Below are 19,591 nucleotides of genomic sequence, written 5' to 3' on the forward strand. Positions count from 1 at the left end.
CTCGGGTGTGAAGTGCCGGCAGTGGGCCACACGCCCGCGCGAGGGGGCATTGGTCAAAGGGGAAAGCTGCAGCGCACCATCGCGCAAGCGTGACGCAGGGCCCGGGATCGCCCGCGCGTGGTGGCCGTCAACCCGCGTGCCGGCGCGCGGTGGCCACCACGAATTCACCCGGCATGCGATAGCCGTCGCCGACGCGCCAGGGCCGGATCGCGCGCAGGTAGCGCGTGCGGACGCGCCGGCGGGTCGCGTCGTCGAAGCGCGACCAGGCCATCGCCACCGGACCACCGACGAAAGCCGCATCGCAGGCATCGTCGTCGCTCGCGTATTGCAGCACCGCCTCCACGCGATGTTCCTCCGCATCGACGAAGCCGGCGCGCACGCACAGGTCGGCGAGCATGCCTTCATGGCCGAGTTGGAAGAACAGCGGACAGACATCGCTGGCGACCTCCTCGTCGACGATCGGAAACACCGGCGACCAGCCACAGCGTGCGCGCTGGCCCCAGACCGCCACGGCCACGCGGCCGCCCGGGCGCAGCGCACCGTGCATGCCGCGCATGGCCTGATCGGGATCGGGCATGTACATCAGGCCGAGTGCGCAGTACGCCAGGTCGAAGCCGACGCCCGAGGAGTCCAGCGATTCGCCGTCCATGCGCAGGAAGCGCGCGTGCTGCAGGCCGAGCGCCCGCGCCCGTGCGTTGGCTTCGTCCACCATGCGCTCGGCGATGTCCACGCCGACCACGCGGCCGTGCGGGCCCACGGCTTCGGCGGCGGCCAACGCCATCGCGCCGGTGCCGCAGGCCACATCGAGCACCGATTCGCCCGGGGCCGCCGGCGCGAGCGCCAGCAGCCGGTGGTGCGCGTCCGACAACTGCGCCTGCCAGAGCGCGTCGTAACGGGAAGCGGCGAGGTCCCAGCCGTAGCGCTGCACGCGCCGCTGCAGTCGCGCGTGGTCCTTCACCGGCGCACGACCACGATTTCGAGGTATTCGCTGGGGATGACCAGGCCGTTGCCGTTGCCGCGATCCATGCGCTCCATCAGCGCGTGCAGGTCCTGTTCGAGTTCGGCGGCCCTGTCGGCCGGCAGGGCCTGGAAGGCCTTCTGCACCGGGCCGTACCAGGTGCGGAACACGTCGATCATGTGCGCAGCCGAGCGGTAGCGGAAATTGAACATCCGCGCGGTGACACCGATGGCGCCGGCCGTGTCGCCGAACAGCGACTGCACGTGCGCGGCGGTGCCCCACAGCGACGGCGGCTGCACACCGGCAGGTGGCGCAATGTGGCGTCCCAGCACCTTGAACATCTGGCCGATGAAACCTTCCGGCGTCCAGTTGGCCAGGCCGATGCGGCCGCCGGGCCGGCACACGCGGGCCAGTTCGCCAGCGGCACGCGCGTGGTCCGGCGTGAACATCACGCCGAACGTGGACAGCACCACATCGAAACTGGCGTCGGCGAAGGGCAGGGCCTCGGCATCGGCTTCGGCGAAGGCGACCTGCAACTGCTCGGCCTCGGCACGTGCCTGGCCCAGGTCCAGCAGTGCGGGCACGTAGTCGGTGGACACCACCTGGCCACCCCTGCGCGCCGCGGCCAGCGTCGCATTGCCGTTGCCGGCGGCGACATCGAGCACGCGTTCGTCCCAGCGCAGGTCGACCGCTTCGGCCAGGCGCTCGCCGACGATCTGCAGCGTAGTGCCGACGACGGCGTAGTTGCCGCTGGACCAGGCGGCCTGCTGGCGGTGCTTGAGGGCGTCCATGTCGGGCATGGGGGGGAGGGAAACGGCAACGGCATTCATTCGGGGGAAACTCCTGGGGTTGGGGAGGGCGCAGCGTGGCGGGCGCACCGGGCTTCCGTCCTGACGGGGCGTCTGCCGGAACTGGCCGCGCGTCCGGGCCTGCTTGCAGGTTTCCCGGGGCTCCGCGATTCCTTGCCGATCGTCCGGCGACTGGCCGCGCGCCGTCCCGGGACGCGTTGTTGCGCTCAGAATCCGCCTGCCCCTGCCGTTCGATGGAGTTCCCCGTCCCATGAGTACCCCCCGAGACATCGCCCACGCGATGCAGCGCGCCGTCGGCGTGTTCACACGTCGCCCCGACATGGGGCTGCACGATGACGCGGCAGCCCGGGCCTCGTGGCAGCACGGCACGCGGATCGTGGCGGCGCACGCCTGCGGCACGCGCATCGAATCCGACATGCCGGTCGAACTGGGTGGCACCGGCGACCGGCCGTCACCGGGCTGGTTCTTCCGGGCGGGCATCGCGGCGTGCACCGCGACTGCGATCACGATGGTCGCCGCGGAGCAGGGCATCGCGCTCGACCACCTGGAGGTAGAGGTCGGCAGTCGCTCCGATACGCGCGGCCTGCTCGGCATGCGCGATGCCGATGGCGTATCGGTGGGTGCGTGCCCCGCCTCGATGCGCGTGGACGTAGTGCTGCATGCGCAGGACGTGGAGGCGGAACGATTGCATGCCGTCGTGCAGGAAGCGCTGCGTCGCTCGCCCATGCAGGGCGCGCTGCTGGGACAACCACCCTTGACCGTCGACGTGGCGACGACGCCCGCGCGGGCGGCCTGAGCATGGATGCGTTGTCGGAAATCCTGCGCGTGGTGCAGATGTCCGGCGCGTTCTTCGTCAACGCCCGCTTCAGCGCGCCCTGGTGCTACCAGTCGCCGAAAGCCTCGCTGGCGGCGCCCTGGCTGGACCCGACCGCGGAGCAGGTGGTGATCTTCCACCTGATCACCGAGGGTGGATGCCTGGTGGAAATGGACGGTGCGCCACCGCTGGCGGTGCATGAAGGCGACGTGGTGATGTTTCCGGGCGGCAGCGCGCACCGCATGACCTCGGCGCCGGGCCTGCCGCCGCCGCGCGGCGCGGCCGACCTGAAGAAGCTGTTCGCCAGTCGTCCGCGCCGGCTCGCCTACGGTGGCGGCGGCGCACCCACACGCATCGTCTGCGGCTACCTGGCCTGCGATACGCGACTGGCGCGATTGCTGCTGGACGGCCTGCCGCCGGTGGTGCGCATCAGCTTGCGTGATTCCGATGCCGGCGCATGGCTCGAATCGTCCGTGCGTTACGCGCTGGCCGAGGCGCGCACGCCAAGACCCGGCGGCGCGAGCCTGCTGTCCCGGCTCGCCGAATTGCTGTTCATCGAAGTGCTGCGCCGTTACGTGCACCAGCATGAAGGTCATGCGGGCTGGCTGGCGGGGCTTGGCGACCGCGTCGTCGGCAAGGCGCTCAACGCGTTGCACCAACAGCCCTGTCGCGAGTGGACCCTCGCCGACCTGGCGCGCGTCGCCGGCACCTCGCGTTCGGTACTGGCCGAGCGGTTCCAGCAACTGGTCGGTACGTCGCCGATGCAGTACCTGACGCAGTGGCGGATGCTGATGGCGGCCAACCTGCTACGCCGCAGCAATGCGCCGCTGTCGCGGGTGGCCGAAGAGGTGGGCTACCAGAACGACACGTCCTTCATTCGCGCGTTCCGGCGCGAATACGGGCAGCCGCCGGCGGCGTGGCGACGCAACCTGGCGGATGCCGGCCAGGCTGTGCACGCCTGATCACGCGCGCAGCGGCTACGGCCGCCGCGTGTAGGTGATCTCCATCATCTTCGTTTCCTTGCCGTCAGGGCCGGGGCCGTACATCTCGAAGACTTCCGTGTTCTTGTCGGTCCAGCGCGTGGTCATGCGGCTGCTCTGGGGCTTCTTCGTCACCGGGTCGTTGTGGGTGCCGGTGTAGGTGCAGGTCAGCTGGGCATCGCAGGTACCTTCGCTGACCATGAGCCCCGTGCTCATGCTGTCGTTCCACGTGCCCCAATGCTTGCCGGTGACGTTGTCGAACCCATGCAGGCCCTGGCCGGAGAACGGCTGTCCCATCATCTGCGACGTCACCTCCTCCAGCATCACGCGGTTGCCGAGGATCATCCTGCGTGTCGCGGTGCCGGCGTCGGTGCTGGGTGGTGCGCCGGGTGCGTGCCAGCTCTTCACGACCAGGTCGTAGGTGCCGGCCATCGAAGCCAGCTTGCCGTGTTCCAGGCCCGGCGTGCCGGCCTTCTGGTAGGCCTCCATCATGGCCTGCATCTCGGGCGTCATCGCCGGCGGCGTGTCCTGGGCGAGCACGGGGCCTGCGAGCAGCAGGGCGGATACGGCGACGGACAGCAGCGTGGTGCGTTGCATGATGGCCCCTCCGGGGCATGGCGGTGGCGCTGTTGTGCGCCCCACCGCGCTCAGCCGGCGTGAAGGTCGGCCGAGGGCCGGTCAGCGGCGCACGGCGACCACGCCGTCCAGCGCCCGCTGCGCCTTGAAGCCGGCCTTCTCCAGCCGCTTCACCACCTCGCCGGGAACGTCGCGCCCGCTGGTCAGCTTGTTGGGGGTGCCGGTGTAGTGGAACAGCTTGCCGCCGCGATGCAGCACGCGCGCAAGCTGGTCGTAGAAGGCCTGCGAATACAGCTCGCCGGCGATGCCGAAACGCGGCGGGTCGTGCAGCGCGGCATCGACGGAGGCATCCGCCACCTGCGTGACGGCCTGCGAGATGTCGCCGTGGGTAAGCTGCAGGCGCCCACCGTGCCCGGGTGCGTCCGGATCCGGTGACCAGGGATTGAGCGTGCGCAGCCAGAGCACGTCGGCGTTCTTCTCGAACGACAGGATGCGTGCGGCGCCGGCGGCCAGGCAGCACGCCGCGAAGTAGCCCAGGCCGCCGCACGTATCCAGCACCACCTTGCCGCCCGGTTCCACCAGTGCGACTTTGCGCCGGGCATCGTCCAGCGGCGATTCCTTCGAGGTCGGGAGCATCTTGATGCCATCGATCTCGAACGTGGGCACGCCCCACTCGGTGGGCACCAGCTTGATCAACGAGCCCGCATAGCGCGAGATCGGCGAGAAATCCTCGCCGTCCCAGTGGTACAGCGTGCGGTCCTTCAGTGGATCGGGATAGGGATACGCCGCGTCGCGCCACTGCCATGTCCCGGCCTCCAGCCGCGCGTCCGCCAGCGTACGTCCCAGGTCCAGCGAGCCATGCCACACGGTGTCGCCGCGGTCGCGCGCCGCCAGCAGGGCAGCAGCGGTATCGCGGGTGAGCAGGGGGCCGGTGTAGTGGGGCATGGAGCGGAGTCCTGAAGCGCGTCGTGATCGCAGGAGCGGGATTTTCGCCCCCGCCGACCCGTCGGCGATAGTCCGCGCCCTCTCCGGAAGCCTTGCCGCACCCGCTGGTATAGTGCCGACCCCTCGGATTCCCGGCCCCGCCATCGCCATGAACACGCCCGCCCGCTTCCATCCCATCGGCACACCCGGTACACCCTGGGGCGCGGCGGAGAAAGCCGCATGGCGCGCGCAGCAGCGCGTGCAACGCCGTCATGCGGATGATGTGGTGACGGTGGTCGATCGGCTGCGCGGACGCTTCGATGTGCAGCAGTACGGCACGCTGGACTACGGTCCGGGCGAGGTCTATCCGCTGTTGGCGGTACGCAGCCGCGACTGGAACGAGGCGCTGCCCACGATGCTGGTCACCGGCGGCGTGCATGGCTACGAGACCAGCGGCGTGCACGGCGCGCTGCAGTTCCTCGCAGAGCGTGCCGCCGACTATGCCGGCAAGGCCAACCTGCTGGTGGTGCCGTGCGTCAGCCCGTGGGGCTACGAACGCATCCATCGCTGGAACGCCGATGCGCTGGATCCGAACCGTTCGTTCCGTGCGGACAGTCCTGCGCAGGAATCCGCCGCGTTGATCGCGCTGGTTGCGCCGGTGAAGGACCGCGTGCTGATGCACATCGACCTGCACGAAACCACCGACAGCGATGAGAGCGAGTTCCGTCCTGCACTTGCCGCGCGCGACGGGAAGCCGTTCGAACCCGGGGAGATTCCGGACGGCTTCTACCTCGTGGACGACAGCGCGAATCCGCAGCCCGATTTCCAGCGCGCCGTGATCGCGGCGGTGGCGGCCGTCACCCATATCGCCCCGGCCGACGACAACGGCGAGATCATCGGTTCGCCGGTGGTGGCCGAGGGTGTCATCCAGTACCCGGTGAAGTCGCTGGGCCTGTGCACCGGCATCACCAACGCTCGCTACACCACCATCACCGAGGTCTATCCCGACAGTCCGAAGGCGACGCCGCAGCAGTGCAACGATGCGCAGGTGGCGGCGGTGGTGGCGGCGATCGGGTATGCACTGGCGCAGGATTGAAATCCGCCCGTCGCGGCCCCATTCCTGTTCGTGAAAACCGCTGCGGTTGCCGGGCGTAAGCTGTCCCGGCAGCAGTGCGAAGCGAGGACATGACCATGGCAACCGGATGGGCCGGCGATGGCGCCGTGCAGGAACAGATCGATGCGACCGTGAAGGACGGCATCGAACGCGCGCGCCGCGCGCTGCCGAAGGGGCCGAGCCTGACCCATTGCGAAGCGTGTGACAGGCCGATTCCGGCTGCCCGCCAGCAGGCGGTGCCGGGCGTGCGCCTGTGCGTGGTATGCCAGGAGGCGGCCGACCAGGAAGAGCAGGGTGCCGGCCTGTACAACCGGCGGGGCAGCAAGGACAGCCAGTTGCGCTAGCAAAGGCGCGTAATGGGCACGGCGGGCGTCACTCGACCGTCAGCGGGATGCCATTCTTGCGCATGTCCAGGTAATCGGATCGCACGGCACGGCAATAGGGCCCGCTCATGACGAAGCGGCGACATACGTCCGGCCGGGTCTGGTAGATGCCGCAGTTCATCCGCGCGCCATCGAGTGCCACGCACCAACCTTCCTCGTCGCGCGCCATTACGTGCAGGCCGGCGGGGGTATGGGTGGTGAGATGCGAGGGAATCTGGTCTTCCGGTTGCAGGACCACGGTCAGGCGGCAGCAGACGGCGTCGCAACGCGAACACGAGGTCATGACGGCATGACCTGCATCGGCCGGTCCCGGGCAGCGCACGCTGCAGCGGGGAAAGGCATGGCATGTGCAACGACGGGGCGAGGGTGTGACGGGCAGGGCATGGAAGCTCCCGGGGGCAACCATCCCATCGTGGGGAATGCGTCGCGTGGGAAAGGGAGCGAAGCGGAGGGCCGGGGGCCGTGCGGAACGCGCGAAGCAAGCGGTGGGCTCGCGGCACGCATGCTACAGCATGCATCGCGAGGAGCGGCCTGAGCGCGCGAAGATACGTCACCTGCGCTTCATGTCGCGTCGCGCAACGCCGGTTTGCCTGCGGGTCAGGCAGGCACGCCCGGTTTGACGCTGCACTCATACCGGGTGCGTTATCCCTGTCCGCAGATGTCCTGGAGCGGAGGTGCGTTGATGACGCTGGAGCTGCGTTGCCGCTGCGGCCAGGTGCGAGGCACGGTGGATGCCCGTCGGGCGTATGCGCGTGCAACGTGCTACTGCGGGGATTGCCGGACGTACGCGCGTCACCTCGGGCAACCCGGCGTGATGGATGCGCAGGGCGGTACCGACATCGTGGCGATGAACCCGCTGGCGGTGCGTTTCACGGCAGGCGAGGAGCACATCGCCGGCCTCTGCCTGCGCGAAGGCGGGCTGTTGCGCTGGTACGCAGCGTGTTGCCGTACGCCGCTGGCGAATACGCCGCGCGACGGGAAAGTCGCCTATGTGGGCGTGGTGGCCGCATGCCTGGTGCCGGAGACCGACGTCGATGCCGCATTCGGCCCGCCGGGCCACGTGGTGTTGAACTCCGACAGTGCCGTCGGCGAGGTGCGCCGCACACCGCTTGCTTACCTCGCGGCCGGAGTCCGCATCGCCATGGGCATCATGGCGGCAAGGCTGCGCGGGCAAGCGCCAAGCCTGTTCTTCAGCGCCAACGGCCAGCCCCTGCGTACCGCGTATCCCCTGGGCGAAGATCCGCGCTGCGAGGCGGGACGAGAGCCGGCCTGAGCCGATCGTGCGTACTGCGGTTGCTTCTGCACGGATACCTGACTAAAGTCAGGCAATGAACGAGAGCCAGATCCAGCGGGTCCGCCGCTTCAACCGCACGGTCACCCGCCGCATCGGGGTGCTCACTGACGACTACCTCGGGCACGGCCGCCCATTGGCCGAGTCGCGCCTGCTGTTCGAAGCAGGGCATGCAGGGGCGGATGTGCGCGACCTGCGTGCACGCCTCGGGTTGGACTCCGGCTATGCGAGCCGGTTGTTGCGTGCGCTCGAGGCGCAGGGGCTTGTGCGGGTACAGGCATCGCCCGTCGATGCACGCAGGCGGCATGTGGTCCTGACCGCGAAAGGGCGGCGCGAGGTGGATGCGCTCGACCGGGATTCGCGCGCGTTGGCGGATTCCCTGCTGGCGCCCTTGTCGGCGCGGCAGCGTGAACGGTTGGTCGAGGCGATGGATGAAGTGGAGCGTCTCATGCGTGCGTCCGCGGCGGAGATCGCGCTGGAGGATCCGGCCAGCGTCGAGGCGCAGGCGTGCATCCAGGCCTATCTGGATGAACTCGATGCGCGCTTCGAAGGCGGTTTCGACGCCGCCCGCAGCGTGTCGGCCGATCCCGGCGAACTGGTGCCGCCCCGTGGCGCCTTCGTGGTCGCGCGGCTTGAGGGCGCGGCGGTCGGGTGCGGAGGATTGAAGCGGATCGCTGGCGGCATGGGCGAAATCAAGCGCATGTGGGTGGCGCCGCATGCGCGCGGACTGGGCATCGCGCAGCGGGTGCTGGATGCGCTGGAGGCACACGCGGTGGCGATGGGAGTGCATACGTTGCGACTGGACACCAACAGCAGCCTGGTGGAAGCACGGGCGTTGTATGACCGCAACGGCTATATCGAGATCCCCGCCTACAACGACAACCCTTACGCGCATCACTGGTTCGAGAAACGCCTGCGGACGGACTGAAGGCGAGGCCCATCGCCTCGAGCGAGGATGCGCCGCGTTCGCTCGACCGCGTTCGCGGCGGAGCCATACTTCCCGCGCTTCGTGCCCTTGTTGCCCTGCGATCAGGAGCGCTTGCCGGGATTGGGCAATTGGCCCTTCCCATGATCCTTGGGAAGGGTGCGGGGCGGGGTTGATGGCGTGGCAGGCGCGGGTATCGCCCTGGAGGTGTCGTGGCGGGCGGGCGGCTTCGGATGGAATGTCATGGCGGGTCTCCTCCGGCCGACGGCCGGATGTGCACCGTGCACGTGGAGGGATGAGTAACGCGTGTAGTCACGGGGTAAAGCTGGCCGTCAGGCCGGAAAAGGCCGGATTGCCCGATGGACGGCTGTGAATGGGCGTAAAAGACCCCTCGGTGCCGACAAAAGGCGCGTAAGGTCGAGGCATGATGCATCGGTTCCTCAGTGACAACCGCGCGGAACTGATTGCGCGCTGCCGTGGCAAGGTCGCGCTGCGATCCGCTACAGGCGTGCCCGGCCAGGAACTGGATCACGGCGTGACGGTTTTCCTGGACCAGCTGATCAAGACACTGCAGGTGGAGGAGGGCGCCGAGCCGATGCGTAGCCGCAAGGTATCGGGACCCGCGGGCGGCGGTCGTCCCGCCCTGTCGGAGATCAGCGAGTCCGCGGCACTGCATGGCCGCGAACTGCTGACGCACGGGTTCACCGTCGACCAGGTGGTGCACGACTATGGCGACCTGTGCCAGGCGATTTCGGATCTCGCCTTCGAACGGGGCGCGGAGATCGAGACCGATGAGTTCCGCACGCTCAATCGCTGCCTGGACAACGCCATCGCGCACGCGGTGACGGAGTTCGGCTACCAGAACGAGATCGTGCAGTCCGACAGGCAGGCCCTGGCGTTGAACGAGCGGCTGGGATTCTTCGCGCACGAGTTGCGCAACCAGCTGTGCACGGCGACGCTGGCGCTGTCGATCATCAAGGAAGGCAGCGTGGGCATGTCCGGTGCGACGGCCGGCATCCTGGATCGCGCCCTGGCCGGGCTGGGAAGCCTGATCGATCGTTCGCTGGCCGAGGTGCGGATGGCGGCCGGCACGCCGGTGCAGAAGCGGCTGTACTCGCTGGCGGATTTCATCGCCGAGATCAGGCTGTCGGCCTCGCTGGAGGTCACGGTCAGGGGCTGCGTACTGGTCGTGTCCGAGGTGGATCCAGTGCTGGCCATCGATGTCGACCGCGACCTGTTGCTGTCGGCAACCGGCAATCTGCTACAGAACGCCTTCAAGTTCTCTGCGCCAGGCAGCGAGATCACGTTGAACGCCTATGCGCTCGCCGACCGCATCCTGATCGACGTGGAGGACCGCTGCGGGGGGCTGCCTTCCGGCGATGGCGCGGCCCTGTTCCAGCCTTTCGTGCAGGAGAGCGCGGACCAGAGCGGCCTGGGGCTGGGCTTGTCGATCTCGCAGCGCAGTGTGGAGGCCAACCAGGGACAGCTGAGCGTGCGCGACGTGCCGGGCACCGGTTGTGTCTTCACCATCTCGCTGCCACGCCACCAGATGCCGCCATCGGAAGGGCTGCTGCCACCACGCGCGACGGGTTAGGGGTGGTTGGTACGGAGCTTGCATTGGCGACAGGACCGGAGACGGCGTCGCGGTCACTGGAGTAAGTGGCGTTACGCGGCTACCATGCCGCATCAGCATTGGCCATGGCGTCGCCAGGGACACTGCTCATTCGGGTATGCCGGGGAAGTCCATCCGCGAGGAGGGCTGGCATGCACGGCCAAGAGGGGGGCGACCGTCCGTCGGCGTGTCGCTGGTCGATGTACGCATCACGCATTCACGTTTTCCGGGGACTCGACATGCCTATCCTTTTCGGCGCCACGCGCCGTGTACGTCTGTTTGCGCGCGTGTTCCTGCTGGGCGTGTTCGCCAGTAGCGCGATGGCGATCCCCGCCGCAATGGCGGAGACGTTGACGTTCACAAACGATACCGGCCTCGGAGACGGCATTGCCGCCGACGGTGAAGGCGGGTCGGTTGCCATCGCCGGGCTGTCCATCCAGATCTACAACATCAGCAACGTCAATGGCAGCAATGTCGGCGTGATCCACTGGCGACCCAACGCCTTCCTCAATAGTGAAGACTCGGGGTATTCGGCCCTCACCTTCGATGATGGCGCAGAAGGAATCACCAAGGGCATGGCGGTCCGCTCCGCGGATGGCAGCGAGTTCAAGCTGACGTCGTTCCGGTATTACAGCTGGGGCGAGACGTCGCCCATGACGAATACCGTCGTGGGCTACCGGGACGGCGTCCAGGTGGCCTCCATGACCTTCCAGGGATACGATCCCAACCCCATGCCGCAGACGGTCTCGTTGGGGCCAACGTTCTCGTACGTGGACGACGTCAGGATGTTCACCTCGGCGGGCGGCGAGAACGGAGGTGATGGCAGCTGGCACTCGATGAACAACATCGTCATCGATCCCGCCGTGCCGCCCGACACCACGCCTCCCACCGTCAGCTCGATCACTTCCAGTACGGCCAACGGCACGTACAACGTGGGCGATGTCATCAGCCTGGAGGTGGCATTCAGCGAAAACGTCACCGTCACCGGTACCCCGCAGCTGACGATCGAAACCGGTTCGACCGATCGCATCGTCAATTACATCAGCGGCAGCGGAAGCAGCAGCACGCTGACCTTTATCTACACCGTGCAGGCCGGAGACACCACGGCTGACCTGGACTACACCTCGCCCACGGCGCTTGCGCTGAATGGCGGCACGATCCGCGATGCGGCCAGCAACAACGCCATCTTGACGCTGCCATCGCCGGGTGCGGCCGGCTCGCTTGGCGCGAACAAGAACCTGGTGATCGATGGCATGGTGCCCTCGGTCACATCGGTCACTTCATCCACGCCGGACGGCACGTACTCACTCGGGTCTACGATCAGCCTGCAGATCAGCTTCACCGAAGCGGTGACAGTCACCGGTACGCCGCAGCTGACGCTGGAGACGGGCAGTACTGATCGCGCCGTCAACTACGTCAGCGGCAGTGGCACCGGCACGTTGACGTTCAACTATGCCGTGCAATCGGGTGATGTCAGCAGCGACCTCGATTACGTGTCGACGAATTCGCTCGCGCTGAACGGCGGCACGATCCAGGATGCCGCCACCAACAACGCCACGCTGGCGCTGGCCGTTCCGGGTACGGCGGGATCACTGGGGGCCAACAGGGCGCTGGTGGTGGATGGTGCGCCGCCTACCGTCACCGCCATCACGGTGAGTGGTTCACCCGCAGCCACCGCCACCAGCGTGACCTTCACGGTGGCGTTCAATGAAGCGGTCAGCAACGTCTCGACCGACGACTTCTCCCTGGGCACAACCGGTTCGGCCACGGGCACGATCAGCGCCGTCTCCGCCAGCGGCGGTACCTCGATCGACGTCACCGTGAGTGGCATTGCCGGCAACGGCACCCTGGAAGTGAATCTCAACGGGTCCACCAACATCGCGGACGCGGCCGGCAACAGCGGGCCGGCGGCGTTCACCAGCGGATCGCCCCATACCGTCGCCATTCCCACCGCGCCGGTCGCACCGACCATCGGCATCGCCACGGCGGGTGACGGCCAGGTCAGCGTGACTTTCACTGCACCGGCCAGCAATGGCGGTTCCGCCATCACCACGTACACGGCGACGGCCAGTCCCGGTGGCGCGTTCGGCACCTGTGCGGGGCCGGCAGCCTGCACGGCCACCGTGACCGGGCTCAGCAACGGCACGGCGTATACCTTCACGGTCACCGCCACCAACGCCATCGGAACGAGCGTCGCGTCGGGCGCCTCGAACGCCGCCACGCCCAAGGGCAACCAGACCCTCACGTTCGGCAACCCCGGTGCGCAGAATTTCGGCACCACGCCGACGTTGACCGCCACTGCGACATCCAGCCTCGCGCCGACGTTCAGTTCGTCCACCACCGGCGTATGCACGATCACGTCCGGCGGCGCGCTGACCTTCGTCACCGCCGGCAGCTGCACCATCGACGCCGACCAGGCCGGCGATGCCGCGTGGAACGCGGCGACCACGGTGACCCAGACGTTCACGGTCAACGCGGTGGTGCCCGGGGCGCCGACCATCGGTACCGCGACGGCGGGCGACACGCAGGCCTCGGTGACGTTCACCGCACCGGCCTCCATCGGCGGTGCCGCGATCATCGCCGGCGGCTATACGGTCACGGCCAATCCGGGCGGCGCGACCGGCACCGGTTCCAGTTCGCCGATCACGGTCACCGGGCTGACCAATGGCGTGGCGTACACGTTCACGGTGACCGCGACGAACTCCGCCGGCACCGGTGCCGCATCGGCCGCATCGAACAGCATCACGCCGGCCTCGCCGCAGACAATCACCTTCGCCAATCCGGGCGTGCAGAACTTCGGGACATCGCCGAACCTGTCCATCCTGGGCGGCGGCGCGTCTTCGACGTCGGGACTGACCGTGACCTTCACGTCGTCCACCACGGGCGTCTGCACGATCACGTCTGCGGGTGTGCTGACCTTCCTCGCCGCCGGCACTTGCACCATCAATGCCGACCAGGCGGGGGACACCAGCTTCTTGCCCGCGTCTCAGGTCAGCCGGTCGTTCACCGTCATTCCCGTGGTGCCGGGTGCACCGACGATCGGCACGGCGATCGCAGGCGACACCCAGGCGAGTGTCGCGTTCACCGCTCCGTTGAACATCGGCGGATCGGCGATCACCAGCTACACCGTGACCGTCAGCCCGGCCGATGTGGCGCCGATCAATGGCGCGTCGTCGCCGATCGTCGTCACTGGACTGACCAATGGCATCGCGTACACCTTCACGGTGACGGCGGACAATGTGGCGGGTACCGGCCCTGCGTCGGCGGCGTCGAACAGCATCACGCCGGCGGCGACGCAGACCATCACGTTCTCCAATCCCGGCGCGCAGAACTTCGGCACCACGCCGACATTCACTGCGACGTCGGACTCCGGACTGACGCCGACGTTCACCTCGTCCACGACCAGCGTCTGCACGATCACGACGGGCGGCGCACTGACGTTCGTCACGGCGGGAACCTGCACCATCAACGCCGACCAGGCGGGGAACGGCACGTACCTCGCCGCCACGCAGGTCAGCCGCACGTTCACCGTCAATCCGGTGGTGCCGGGTGCGCCGACCATCGGCGTGGCAACCGTCGCCAGTCCGACCGAGGTCGATGTGGCCTTCGCGGCGCCCGCGAGCAACGGAGGTATCGCCATCACCGGTTACACAGTGACGGCCAGCCCCGGCGGTGCCACGACTACCGGCGTGGGCAGTCCCATCCGTTTCCCCGGTCTGACGGCAGGCGTCAGCTATTCGTTCACCGTCAGCGCAACCAACAGTGCCGGCACGGGTGCATCGTCGGCCGCGTCCAATGCCGTCGTCACCGCCGTGACGCAGGTGATCACGTTCGCCAATCCCGGTGCACAGAACTTCGGCACTACGCCGACGCTGTCCGCGGCGGCGGATTCCGGACTTGCGGTGAGCTTCGCATCGGCGACGACCGCCGTCTGCACCATCACGCCCACGGGCACGCTGGCCTTCATCGCGGTCGGCACCTGCACGATCAACGCGGACCAGGCGGGCGATGCCAGCCATCTGCCGGCGGCTCAGGTCAGCCAGACGTTCACCGTGAATGCCGTGGCGCCCGATGCGCCCGTGATCGGTACGGCGACGATGGCGTCCGCCACATCGGTCACGGTGTCCTTCACCGCGCCGGTGTCTACCGGTGGTGCTCCGGTCACCGGCTATGTGGTGACGGCGATTCCGGGGGGCGCCACTGCGACGGGAGCCGGGAGCCCGATCACCGTCACAGGGCTGGCAAGCGGCACGGCGTACACGTTCACCGTGACCGCGCAGAATGCAGCGGACACCAGCGTGTCCTCTGCACCGTCGAATGCGGTCACGCCGATCCCTGCACTCACGGTCGCGGCGGCGAGCGCCACGTTGCCGTACGGTGCTGGCGCCACACCCGTGACGCTGTCGATCACGGGCACCGCGACGTCGGTCGCCGTGGGTACGGCACCGGTGAACGGTATCGCGACGGTCAGCGGCACCACGATCAGCTACCAGCCCAACGCCGGTTACGCCGGCCCGGACAGCTTCACCTATACGGCCAGCGATGAGTACCAGACCACCACGACCGCGACGGTGACGATCACCGTCACGGCGCCGACGGTGGTGCTGGATGCCGCCAATCCCGGCAACGGCACGGGCGGCATCGTCTACACGCACGCGTTCCTCGCCAGTGGTGGTGCATCGCCTTACACGTTCCAGCTTGTCGGCGGCGCATTGCCGAGTGGATTGAGCTTGGGCACGGACGGACGCATCACTGGCACGCCGACGGTGGCGGGCAGCTTCACGTTGACGGTGCAGGTGACCGACAGCAGTACGGGCATCGGTCCCTTCACGGCGCAGCAGCAGTACACGCTGCAGGTGGTGGCGCCGCAGATCGCGTTCGCGCTGCCCGCGTTGCCGCAGGCGACGCATGCCGGTGCGTTCAACCAGACCCTGGCGGTAACGGGAGGCACCGCGCCGTATACCTACGCGGTGACGGCAGGCAGCCTGCCGCAGGGCGTCGCGTTGAGTGCGGCGGGCGTGCTGTCGGGAACGCCGACCGCGTCGGGACGCTTCTCCTTCACGGTGGAGGCGCGTGATGCGAACGGCTTCACGGGGGCGCAGGCGTATGAGCTGGTCGTGGCGCAGGCGCTGCAGGCGATCACCGGCTTCAATGCGAATCCGGCCACGCCGGTGTTCTCGCCGAACGGTACGTTCGCGCTGGTCGCCAGCGGTGGTGCCTCCGGCAATCCGGTGGTATTCGCGAGCACTACGGCACAGGTCTGCCAGGTGAGTGGTACGACCGTCACCATGCTGGCGGCCGGGCGCTGCAGCCTGACCGCCGACCAGGCTGGTGATGCGAACCACGAAGCCGCGCCGCAGGTGCGGCTGGATGTGGACATCGCGGCCGCCGTGCCGACGCTCGTGTGGCCGGAAGAACTGCGCAAGGTGTTCGGCGAGCCTGCCTTCGACCTGGTGAATCCGCAGAGCCCCAGCAGCGGTGCCTTCACGTTCACCAGCAGCGATCCGGAGGTGGCCAGCATCAGCGGCCGCACGGTGACGCTGCATGCGGAAGGCACGACTGTCATCACGGCCACCCAGGCGGCGGCGGGAAGCTATGCCGCCGCCAGCGTGGAGATGCACCTGCAGGTGGAGGTGCGCCCCGATCCGACCCGGGACCCGGGCGTGGTCGGCCTGCTGCAGGCGCAGGTGGATGCGAGCGTGCGCTTTGCGAACGCGCAGCAGTCGAACATCCGCGACCGCCTGCGCCAGGTACGCAGCGGCGCCAACGGTTCCAGCAACAACGTCACGCTGGCCTATGCCGGTGGCGAAGACCGCCAGGGGCTTTCAGTGCCCGTGGGCCAGGCCACAGGCGGCAGCCTGCCGGCGTTGCCACAGGGGTGGGGCGCATGGGCATCCGGCACGGCCTCGTTCGGCAAGAGCGGTCGGGTCGGCGGATACGACTTCCAGACCGATGGCCTCACGCTGGGTGCGGACCGTGCGATTGGCGAACAGGTGCTGGTCGGTGTGGCCGGCAGTCTGGCGCGCAACGACAGCGATCTGGACGGCACCGCCTCGCGCCTGAAAGCCGACCAGCGTTCGCTGGCGCTGTATGGCTTGTGGCGTGCAGGCGAGCATGTGTTCGTGGACGGCATGCTGGCCACCGGACGCCTGGACTTCGACATCCGCCGCTGGAGCGACGATGCCGGGGCGATGGGCACGGCCGTGCGCGACGGCAAGCAGTGGTTCGGTTCGCTGGCCTTCGGCTACGAGCATCACGGTGAACGCATGGCGCTGACCACGTACGGCCGCTTCGATGCCAGCCGCACCACGCTGGACGCGTATCGCGATTACGGGATGGACATCTACGACCTGGCCTACCGGCGCCAGGTGGTGGAGAACAGCACGGTGGCGCTGGGCGTGGAAGGCAGCTACCGCTTCGGTGGTGACGACGGGCGCTACCGTCCGTTCTGGAGCTTGGAATATCGCCAGGCGCTGGAGGACAAGGGCGAGGCGGCGATGAACTATGTCGTGTGGCCGCACCCCACCGACTATCGCCTGGACATGCAGAGCTACAACGACGATGCACTGGCGTTGTCGGCAGGCCTGGACGTGAAGTTGCGACAGGGCTGGCTGCTGTCGCTGCTGTTCGGCCACGAACAGGCCAGCAACAGTACGCAGGGCAGCAGCATCGGCCTGCGTCTGTCGTATGGGCAGCCTTCCAGCGGCGGGTTCGTGCCGGATGACGGCACGATGGCCGGCGATGCCACCCGTCGTTGCGGGCGGCGATGCGCCAACAGTGGCGACGCACCGCGCTGACGCCGCTTTCCTGCGCGTCATCGCCGCCACCCACGCGAAGCCCGGCCCTGGCCGGGCTTCGTCTTTTCCGCGGGCGCGGAGCAGGAGCGGAACCACCGTCCAGACCCGTCCACCACCTTTTGGCACGGTCGCGGGGCCGGGAGCGGTGGGTATCCTCCCGGGCACGCCCGCGCGCGACGCGGGCACCTGTCCCGTTTCCGGAGAACGCTTTTGAAGAAGACCCTGCTGACCACCGCGACCTTGCTGGCCCTGTCCCTTGCCGGACCCCTGGCCGCGCATGAACACGAGGGCTGCCTGGATGACGGCTGCACGCTGCAGGCACTGTTCGCCGAATCCGGAAGTGCGGACACATCCGCCACCGGTTCGGCCATCGCGGCCAGGCGGTTCGGCGAATGGGGCATCGACACCGACGGCATGGACCGCAAGGCACAGCCGGGCACGGACTTCTTCCGCTACGTCAGCGGCACATGGGCCGACACCACCGAGATTCCGGCGGAACGCTCCAGCTACGGTGGCTTCGCGATCCTGCGCGACCTGTCCGAGGCGCGCCTGCGGGTGTTGATCGAAGGCTATGCGCTGGGTGATCCGGCCACGCAGGGCGACCCCGCCAAGATCGCCGCGCTGTACCGGGGGTTCATGGATGAGAAAACCGTGGATGCACTGGGTGCCAAGCCGTTGCAACCGCTGCTGGCCGACATCCGCGCTGCGAAGGACAAGGCGGCCGTGGCCACGCTGATGGGCCAGCGCGGCGGCATGTTCGACAGCTTCTTCAACCTCGGCGTCAGTGATGACCAGCGCGATCCCGACCGCTACACGCTCTACCTGAGCCAGGGCGGCCTGGGCCTGGGCGACCGCGAGATGTACCTGCGCGACACCTTCAAGCCGCAGCGCGAGCGCTACGAGGCCTATATCGCCCAGATGCTGCAGCTGGCCGGCTGGGACACGCCGCAGGAGAACGCGAAAGCGATCCTGGCGCTGGAAACCCGCATCGCCGAGGCGCACTGGACGCGTGCCGAAAGCCGCAACCGCGACAAGACCTACAACCCGTTGGCGATGGCCGAGTTCGCGACGAAGTCACCCGGCTTCCCATGGGCGGAATTCTTCAAGGCGGCCGGCGTGGACGGCGCGGGCCGTGCAGTGATCCGCCAGGACAGCGCCATCCCGAAGATCGCCGCGATCTTCGCCGATGCCGATGTCGCCACGCTGCAGGCCTGGCAGGCGTTCCATGTGACCGACAACGCGGCTCCGTTGCTGTCGTCCGACTTCTCGGTGGCGCAGTACGAGTTCCGCGACAAGTTCCTGTCCGGCCAGCCGCAGCAGCGCGAGCGCTGGAAGCGTGGCGTCGCGTTCTCCGAAAGTGCGATGGGCGAGGCGATCGGCCGCGACTACGTGAAGCTGTATTTCCCGCCCGATGCGAAGGCGAAGATGGACGCGCTGGTGGCCAACGTGAAGGCGGCGATGGGCGCGCGCCTGGATACGCTGGCGTGGATGAGCCCGGCCACCAAGGCGGAGGCGCACGCCAAGCTGCAAGGGTTCGGCCTGAAGATCGGCCACCCCGACACGTACCGCGACTACAGCGCGCTGGTGGTGAAGAACGGCGACCTGTTCGGCAACGCACAGCGCGCCGGCCAGTTCGAGTGGGATTACCGTCGCAAGCGCGTTGGCCAGCCGGTGGACAAGGGCGAGTGGGGCATGACCCCGCAGACGGTGAACGCCTACTACAACTCGGTGAAGAACGAGATCGTGTTCCCGGCGGCCATCCTGCAACCGCCGTTCTTCGATCCGGATGCCGATCCGGCGGTGAACTACGGCGGTATCGGCGGCGTGATCGGCCACGAGATCATCCACGGCTTCGACGACCAGGGCCGCAAGTCGGATGGCAAGGGCGTGCTGCGCGACTGGTGGACGGCCGAGGACGCGGCCAAGTTCGAGGTGCAGGCCGCCAGGCTGGGCGCACAGTACGAGGCCTACACGTTCCCGCAATTGCCCGGCATGCACATCAACGGCCGGGTGGCGATGGGCGAGAACATCGGCGATCTGGGCGGCCTGACCATCGCACTGGAGGCCTACCACCGCTCGCTGGACGGCAAGCCGGCGCCGGTGATCGACGGCTTCACCGGCGACCAGCGCTTCTTCATGGGCTGGGGCCAGGTATGGCGCACGCTGTGGCGCGACGATGCCCTGCGCCAGCAACTGGTCAACGGCACGCATTCGCCGGGCCACATCCGCGCCTTCGCCCCGCTGCGCAACATCGACGCGTGGTACGACGCCTTTGGCGTGAAGCAGGGCGACCCGCTGTACATCGCGCCCCAAGACCGCGTGCGGATCTGGTGATCCGGTGACGTCGCGGGAAGGCAGGAGCCAGCGCTCCTGCCTTCCCACGCGGGCTTTGCAGGCTTGCATCATCC

General features: G+C 68.2%; 14 protein-coding genes. 9 read left to right on the forward strand and 5 right to left on the reverse strand.

All coding sequences use genetic code 11. The annotated features are described in order from the left end of the window. Positions 1–127 precede the first annotated feature (127 nt). Complete coding sequence (locus tag IB223_RS07690; protein WP_192201002.1) at positions 128–958, reverse strand: methyltransferase domain-containing protein; 831 nt, start codon at positions 956–958, stop codon at positions 128–130. Further along, the gene (locus IB223_RS07695; RefSeq protein WP_225590843.1) at positions 955–1,788 is read right to left on the reverse strand and encodes a class I SAM-dependent methyltransferase; all 834 of its coding nucleotides are present in this window, start codon (positions 1,786–1,788) and stop codon (positions 955–957) included. The genes IB223_RS07690 and IB223_RS07695 overlap by 4 nt, the downstream gene beginning before the upstream one ends. Positions 1,789–2,017: 229 nt before the next feature. On the opposite strand from IB223_RS07695, the gene IB223_RS07700 reads away from it, so the two are divergent. After that, positions 2,018–2,563 (forward strand): OsmC family protein, encoded by a 546-nt coding sequence (locus IB223_RS07700; protein WP_192201003.1) that lies wholly within the window; start codon positions 2,018–2,020, stop codon positions 2,561–2,563. Between the two features lie 2 nt (positions 2,564–2,565). Then, on the forward strand, positions 2,566–3,543 hold the full coding sequence (locus tag IB223_RS07705) for an AraC family transcriptional regulator (RefSeq protein WP_192201004.1): 978 nt from the start codon (positions 2,566–2,568) through the stop codon (positions 3,541–3,543). A gap of 15 nt (positions 3,544–3,558) precedes the next feature. Here the strand turns inward: IB223_RS07705 and IB223_RS07710 are convergent, their stop codons facing one another. Both IB223_RS07710 and IB223_RS07715 read right to left on the reverse strand, forming a co-directional pair. Continuing rightward, positions 3,559–4,158, reverse strand: a complete 600-nt coding sequence (locus tag IB223_RS07710) for a DUF1579 domain-containing protein (RefSeq protein WP_192201005.1) — start codon at positions 4,156–4,158, stop codon at positions 3,559–3,561. 81 nt (positions 4,159–4,239) lie between these two features. Beyond that, positions 4,240–5,082 carry an MnmC family methyltransferase gene (locus IB223_RS07715; protein WP_192201006.1) on the reverse strand — a complete coding sequence of 281 codons (843 nt, stop codon included), beginning with the start codon at positions 5,080–5,082 and terminating at the stop codon, positions 4,240–4,242. Between the two features lie 148 nt (positions 5,083–5,230). Between IB223_RS07715 and IB223_RS07720 the strand changes: the two genes are divergently transcribed. Together IB223_RS07720 and IB223_RS07725 are read left to right on the forward strand one after the other, a co-directional pair. Beyond that, positions 5,231–6,157, forward strand: coding sequence for a M14 family metallocarboxypeptidase (locus IB223_RS07720; RefSeq protein ID WP_192201007.1), 927 nt, complete (start codon positions 5,231–5,233; stop codon positions 6,155–6,157). 95 nt (positions 6,158–6,252) lie between these two features. Further along, a complete protein-coding gene (locus IB223_RS07725) occupies positions 6,253–6,519 on the forward strand; it encodes a DksA/TraR family C4-type zinc finger protein (protein WP_192201293.1) in 267 nt (88 codons plus the stop codon). 28 nt (positions 6,520–6,547) lie between these two features. Here the strand turns inward: IB223_RS07725 and IB223_RS07730 are convergent, their stop codons facing one another. Next, positions 6,548–6,841, reverse strand: a complete 294-nt coding sequence (locus tag IB223_RS07730; RefSeq protein ID WP_225590845.1) for a YkgJ family cysteine cluster protein — start codon at positions 6,839–6,841, stop codon at positions 6,548–6,550. 399 nt (positions 6,842–7,240) lie between these two features. Between IB223_RS07730 and IB223_RS07735 the strand changes: the two genes are divergently transcribed. The 5 genes from IB223_RS07735 (at position 7,241) to IB223_RS07755 (ending at position 19,517) form a co-directional block, all read left to right on the forward strand. Then, complete coding sequence (locus IB223_RS07735) at positions 7,241–7,831, forward strand: DUF6151 family protein (RefSeq protein WP_225590847.1); 591 nt, start codon at positions 7,241–7,243, stop codon at positions 7,829–7,831. Between the two features lie 55 nt (positions 7,832–7,886). Continuing rightward, positions 7,887–8,777 carry a helix-turn-helix domain-containing GNAT family N-acetyltransferase gene (locus IB223_RS07740; protein WP_192201009.1) on the forward strand — a complete coding sequence of 297 codons (891 nt, stop codon included), beginning with the start codon at positions 7,887–7,889 and terminating at the stop codon, positions 8,775–8,777. A gap of 421 nt (positions 8,778–9,198) precedes the next feature. Continuing rightward, complete coding sequence (locus IB223_RS07745; RefSeq protein WP_192201010.1) at positions 9,199–10,368, forward strand: HAMP domain-containing sensor histidine kinase; 1,170 nt, start codon at positions 9,199–9,201, stop codon at positions 10,366–10,368. Positions 10,369–10,625: 257 nt separating this feature from the next. Further along, on the forward strand, positions 10,626–17,183 hold the full coding sequence (locus IB223_RS07750) for a fibronectin type III domain-containing protein (RefSeq protein ID WP_225590849.1): 6,558 nt from the start codon (positions 10,626–10,628) through the stop codon (positions 17,181–17,183). A gap of 210 nt (positions 17,184–17,393) precedes the next feature. After that, entirely contained in the window at positions 17,394–19,517 is a 2,124-nt protein-coding gene (locus IB223_RS07755) for a M13-type metalloendopeptidase (RefSeq protein ID WP_192201012.1), read from the forward strand. Positions 19,518–19,591: the final 74 nt, after the last annotated feature.

Origin of the sequence: Pseudoxanthomonas sp. PXM03, assembly GCF_014852005.1 — a bacterium.
Classification (GTDB): Bacteria; Pseudomonadota; Gammaproteobacteria; order Xanthomonadales; family Xanthomonadaceae; genus Pseudoxanthomonas_A.

Bases quoted from the DNA above. Each gene is read 5' to 3' on its own strand.
- IB223_RS07730 (WP_225590845.1), bottom strand. From the start codon at position 6,841: ATGACCTCGTGTTCGCGTTGCGACGCCGTCTGCTGCCGCCTGACCGTG.
- IB223_RS07735 (WP_225590847.1), top strand. From the start codon at position 7,241: ATGACGCTGGAGCTGCGTTGCCGCTGCGGCCAGGTGCGAGGCACGGTG.
- IB223_RS07720 (WP_192201007.1), top strand. From the start codon at position 5,231: ATGAACACGCCCGCCCGCTTCCATCCCATCGGCACACCCGGTACACCC.
- IB223_RS07725 (WP_192201293.1), top strand. From the start codon at position 6,253: ATGGCAACCGGATGGGCCGGCGATGGCGCCGTGCAGGAACAGATCGAT.
- IB223_RS07710 (WP_192201005.1), bottom strand. From the start codon at position 4,158: ATGCAACGCACCACGCTGCTGTCCGTCGCCGTATCCGCCCTGCTGCTC.
- IB223_RS07740 (WP_192201009.1), top strand. From the start codon at position 7,887: ATGAACGAGAGCCAGATCCAGCGGGTCCGCCGCTTCAACCGCACGGTC.
- IB223_RS07745 (WP_192201010.1), top strand. From the start codon at position 9,199: ATGATGCATCGGTTCCTCAGTGACAACCGCGCGGAACTGATTGCGCGC.
- IB223_RS07715 (WP_192201006.1), bottom strand. From the start codon at position 5,082: ATGCCCCACTACACCGGCCCCCTGCTCACCCGCGATACCGCTGCTGCC.
- IB223_RS07700 (WP_192201003.1), top strand. From the start codon at position 2,018: ATGAGTACCCCCCGAGACATCGCCCACGCGATGCAGCGCGCCGTCGGC.
- IB223_RS07705 (WP_192201004.1), top strand. From the start codon at position 2,566: ATGGATGCGTTGTCGGAAATCCTGCGCGTGGTGCAGATGTCCGGCGCG.
- IB223_RS07750 (WP_225590849.1), top strand. From the start codon at position 10,626: ATGCCTATCCTTTTCGGCGCCACGCGCCGTGTACGTCTGTTTGCGCGC.
- IB223_RS07695 (WP_225590843.1), bottom strand. From the start codon at position 1,788: ATGAATGCCGTTGCCGTTTCCCTCCCCCCCATGCCCGACATGGACGCC.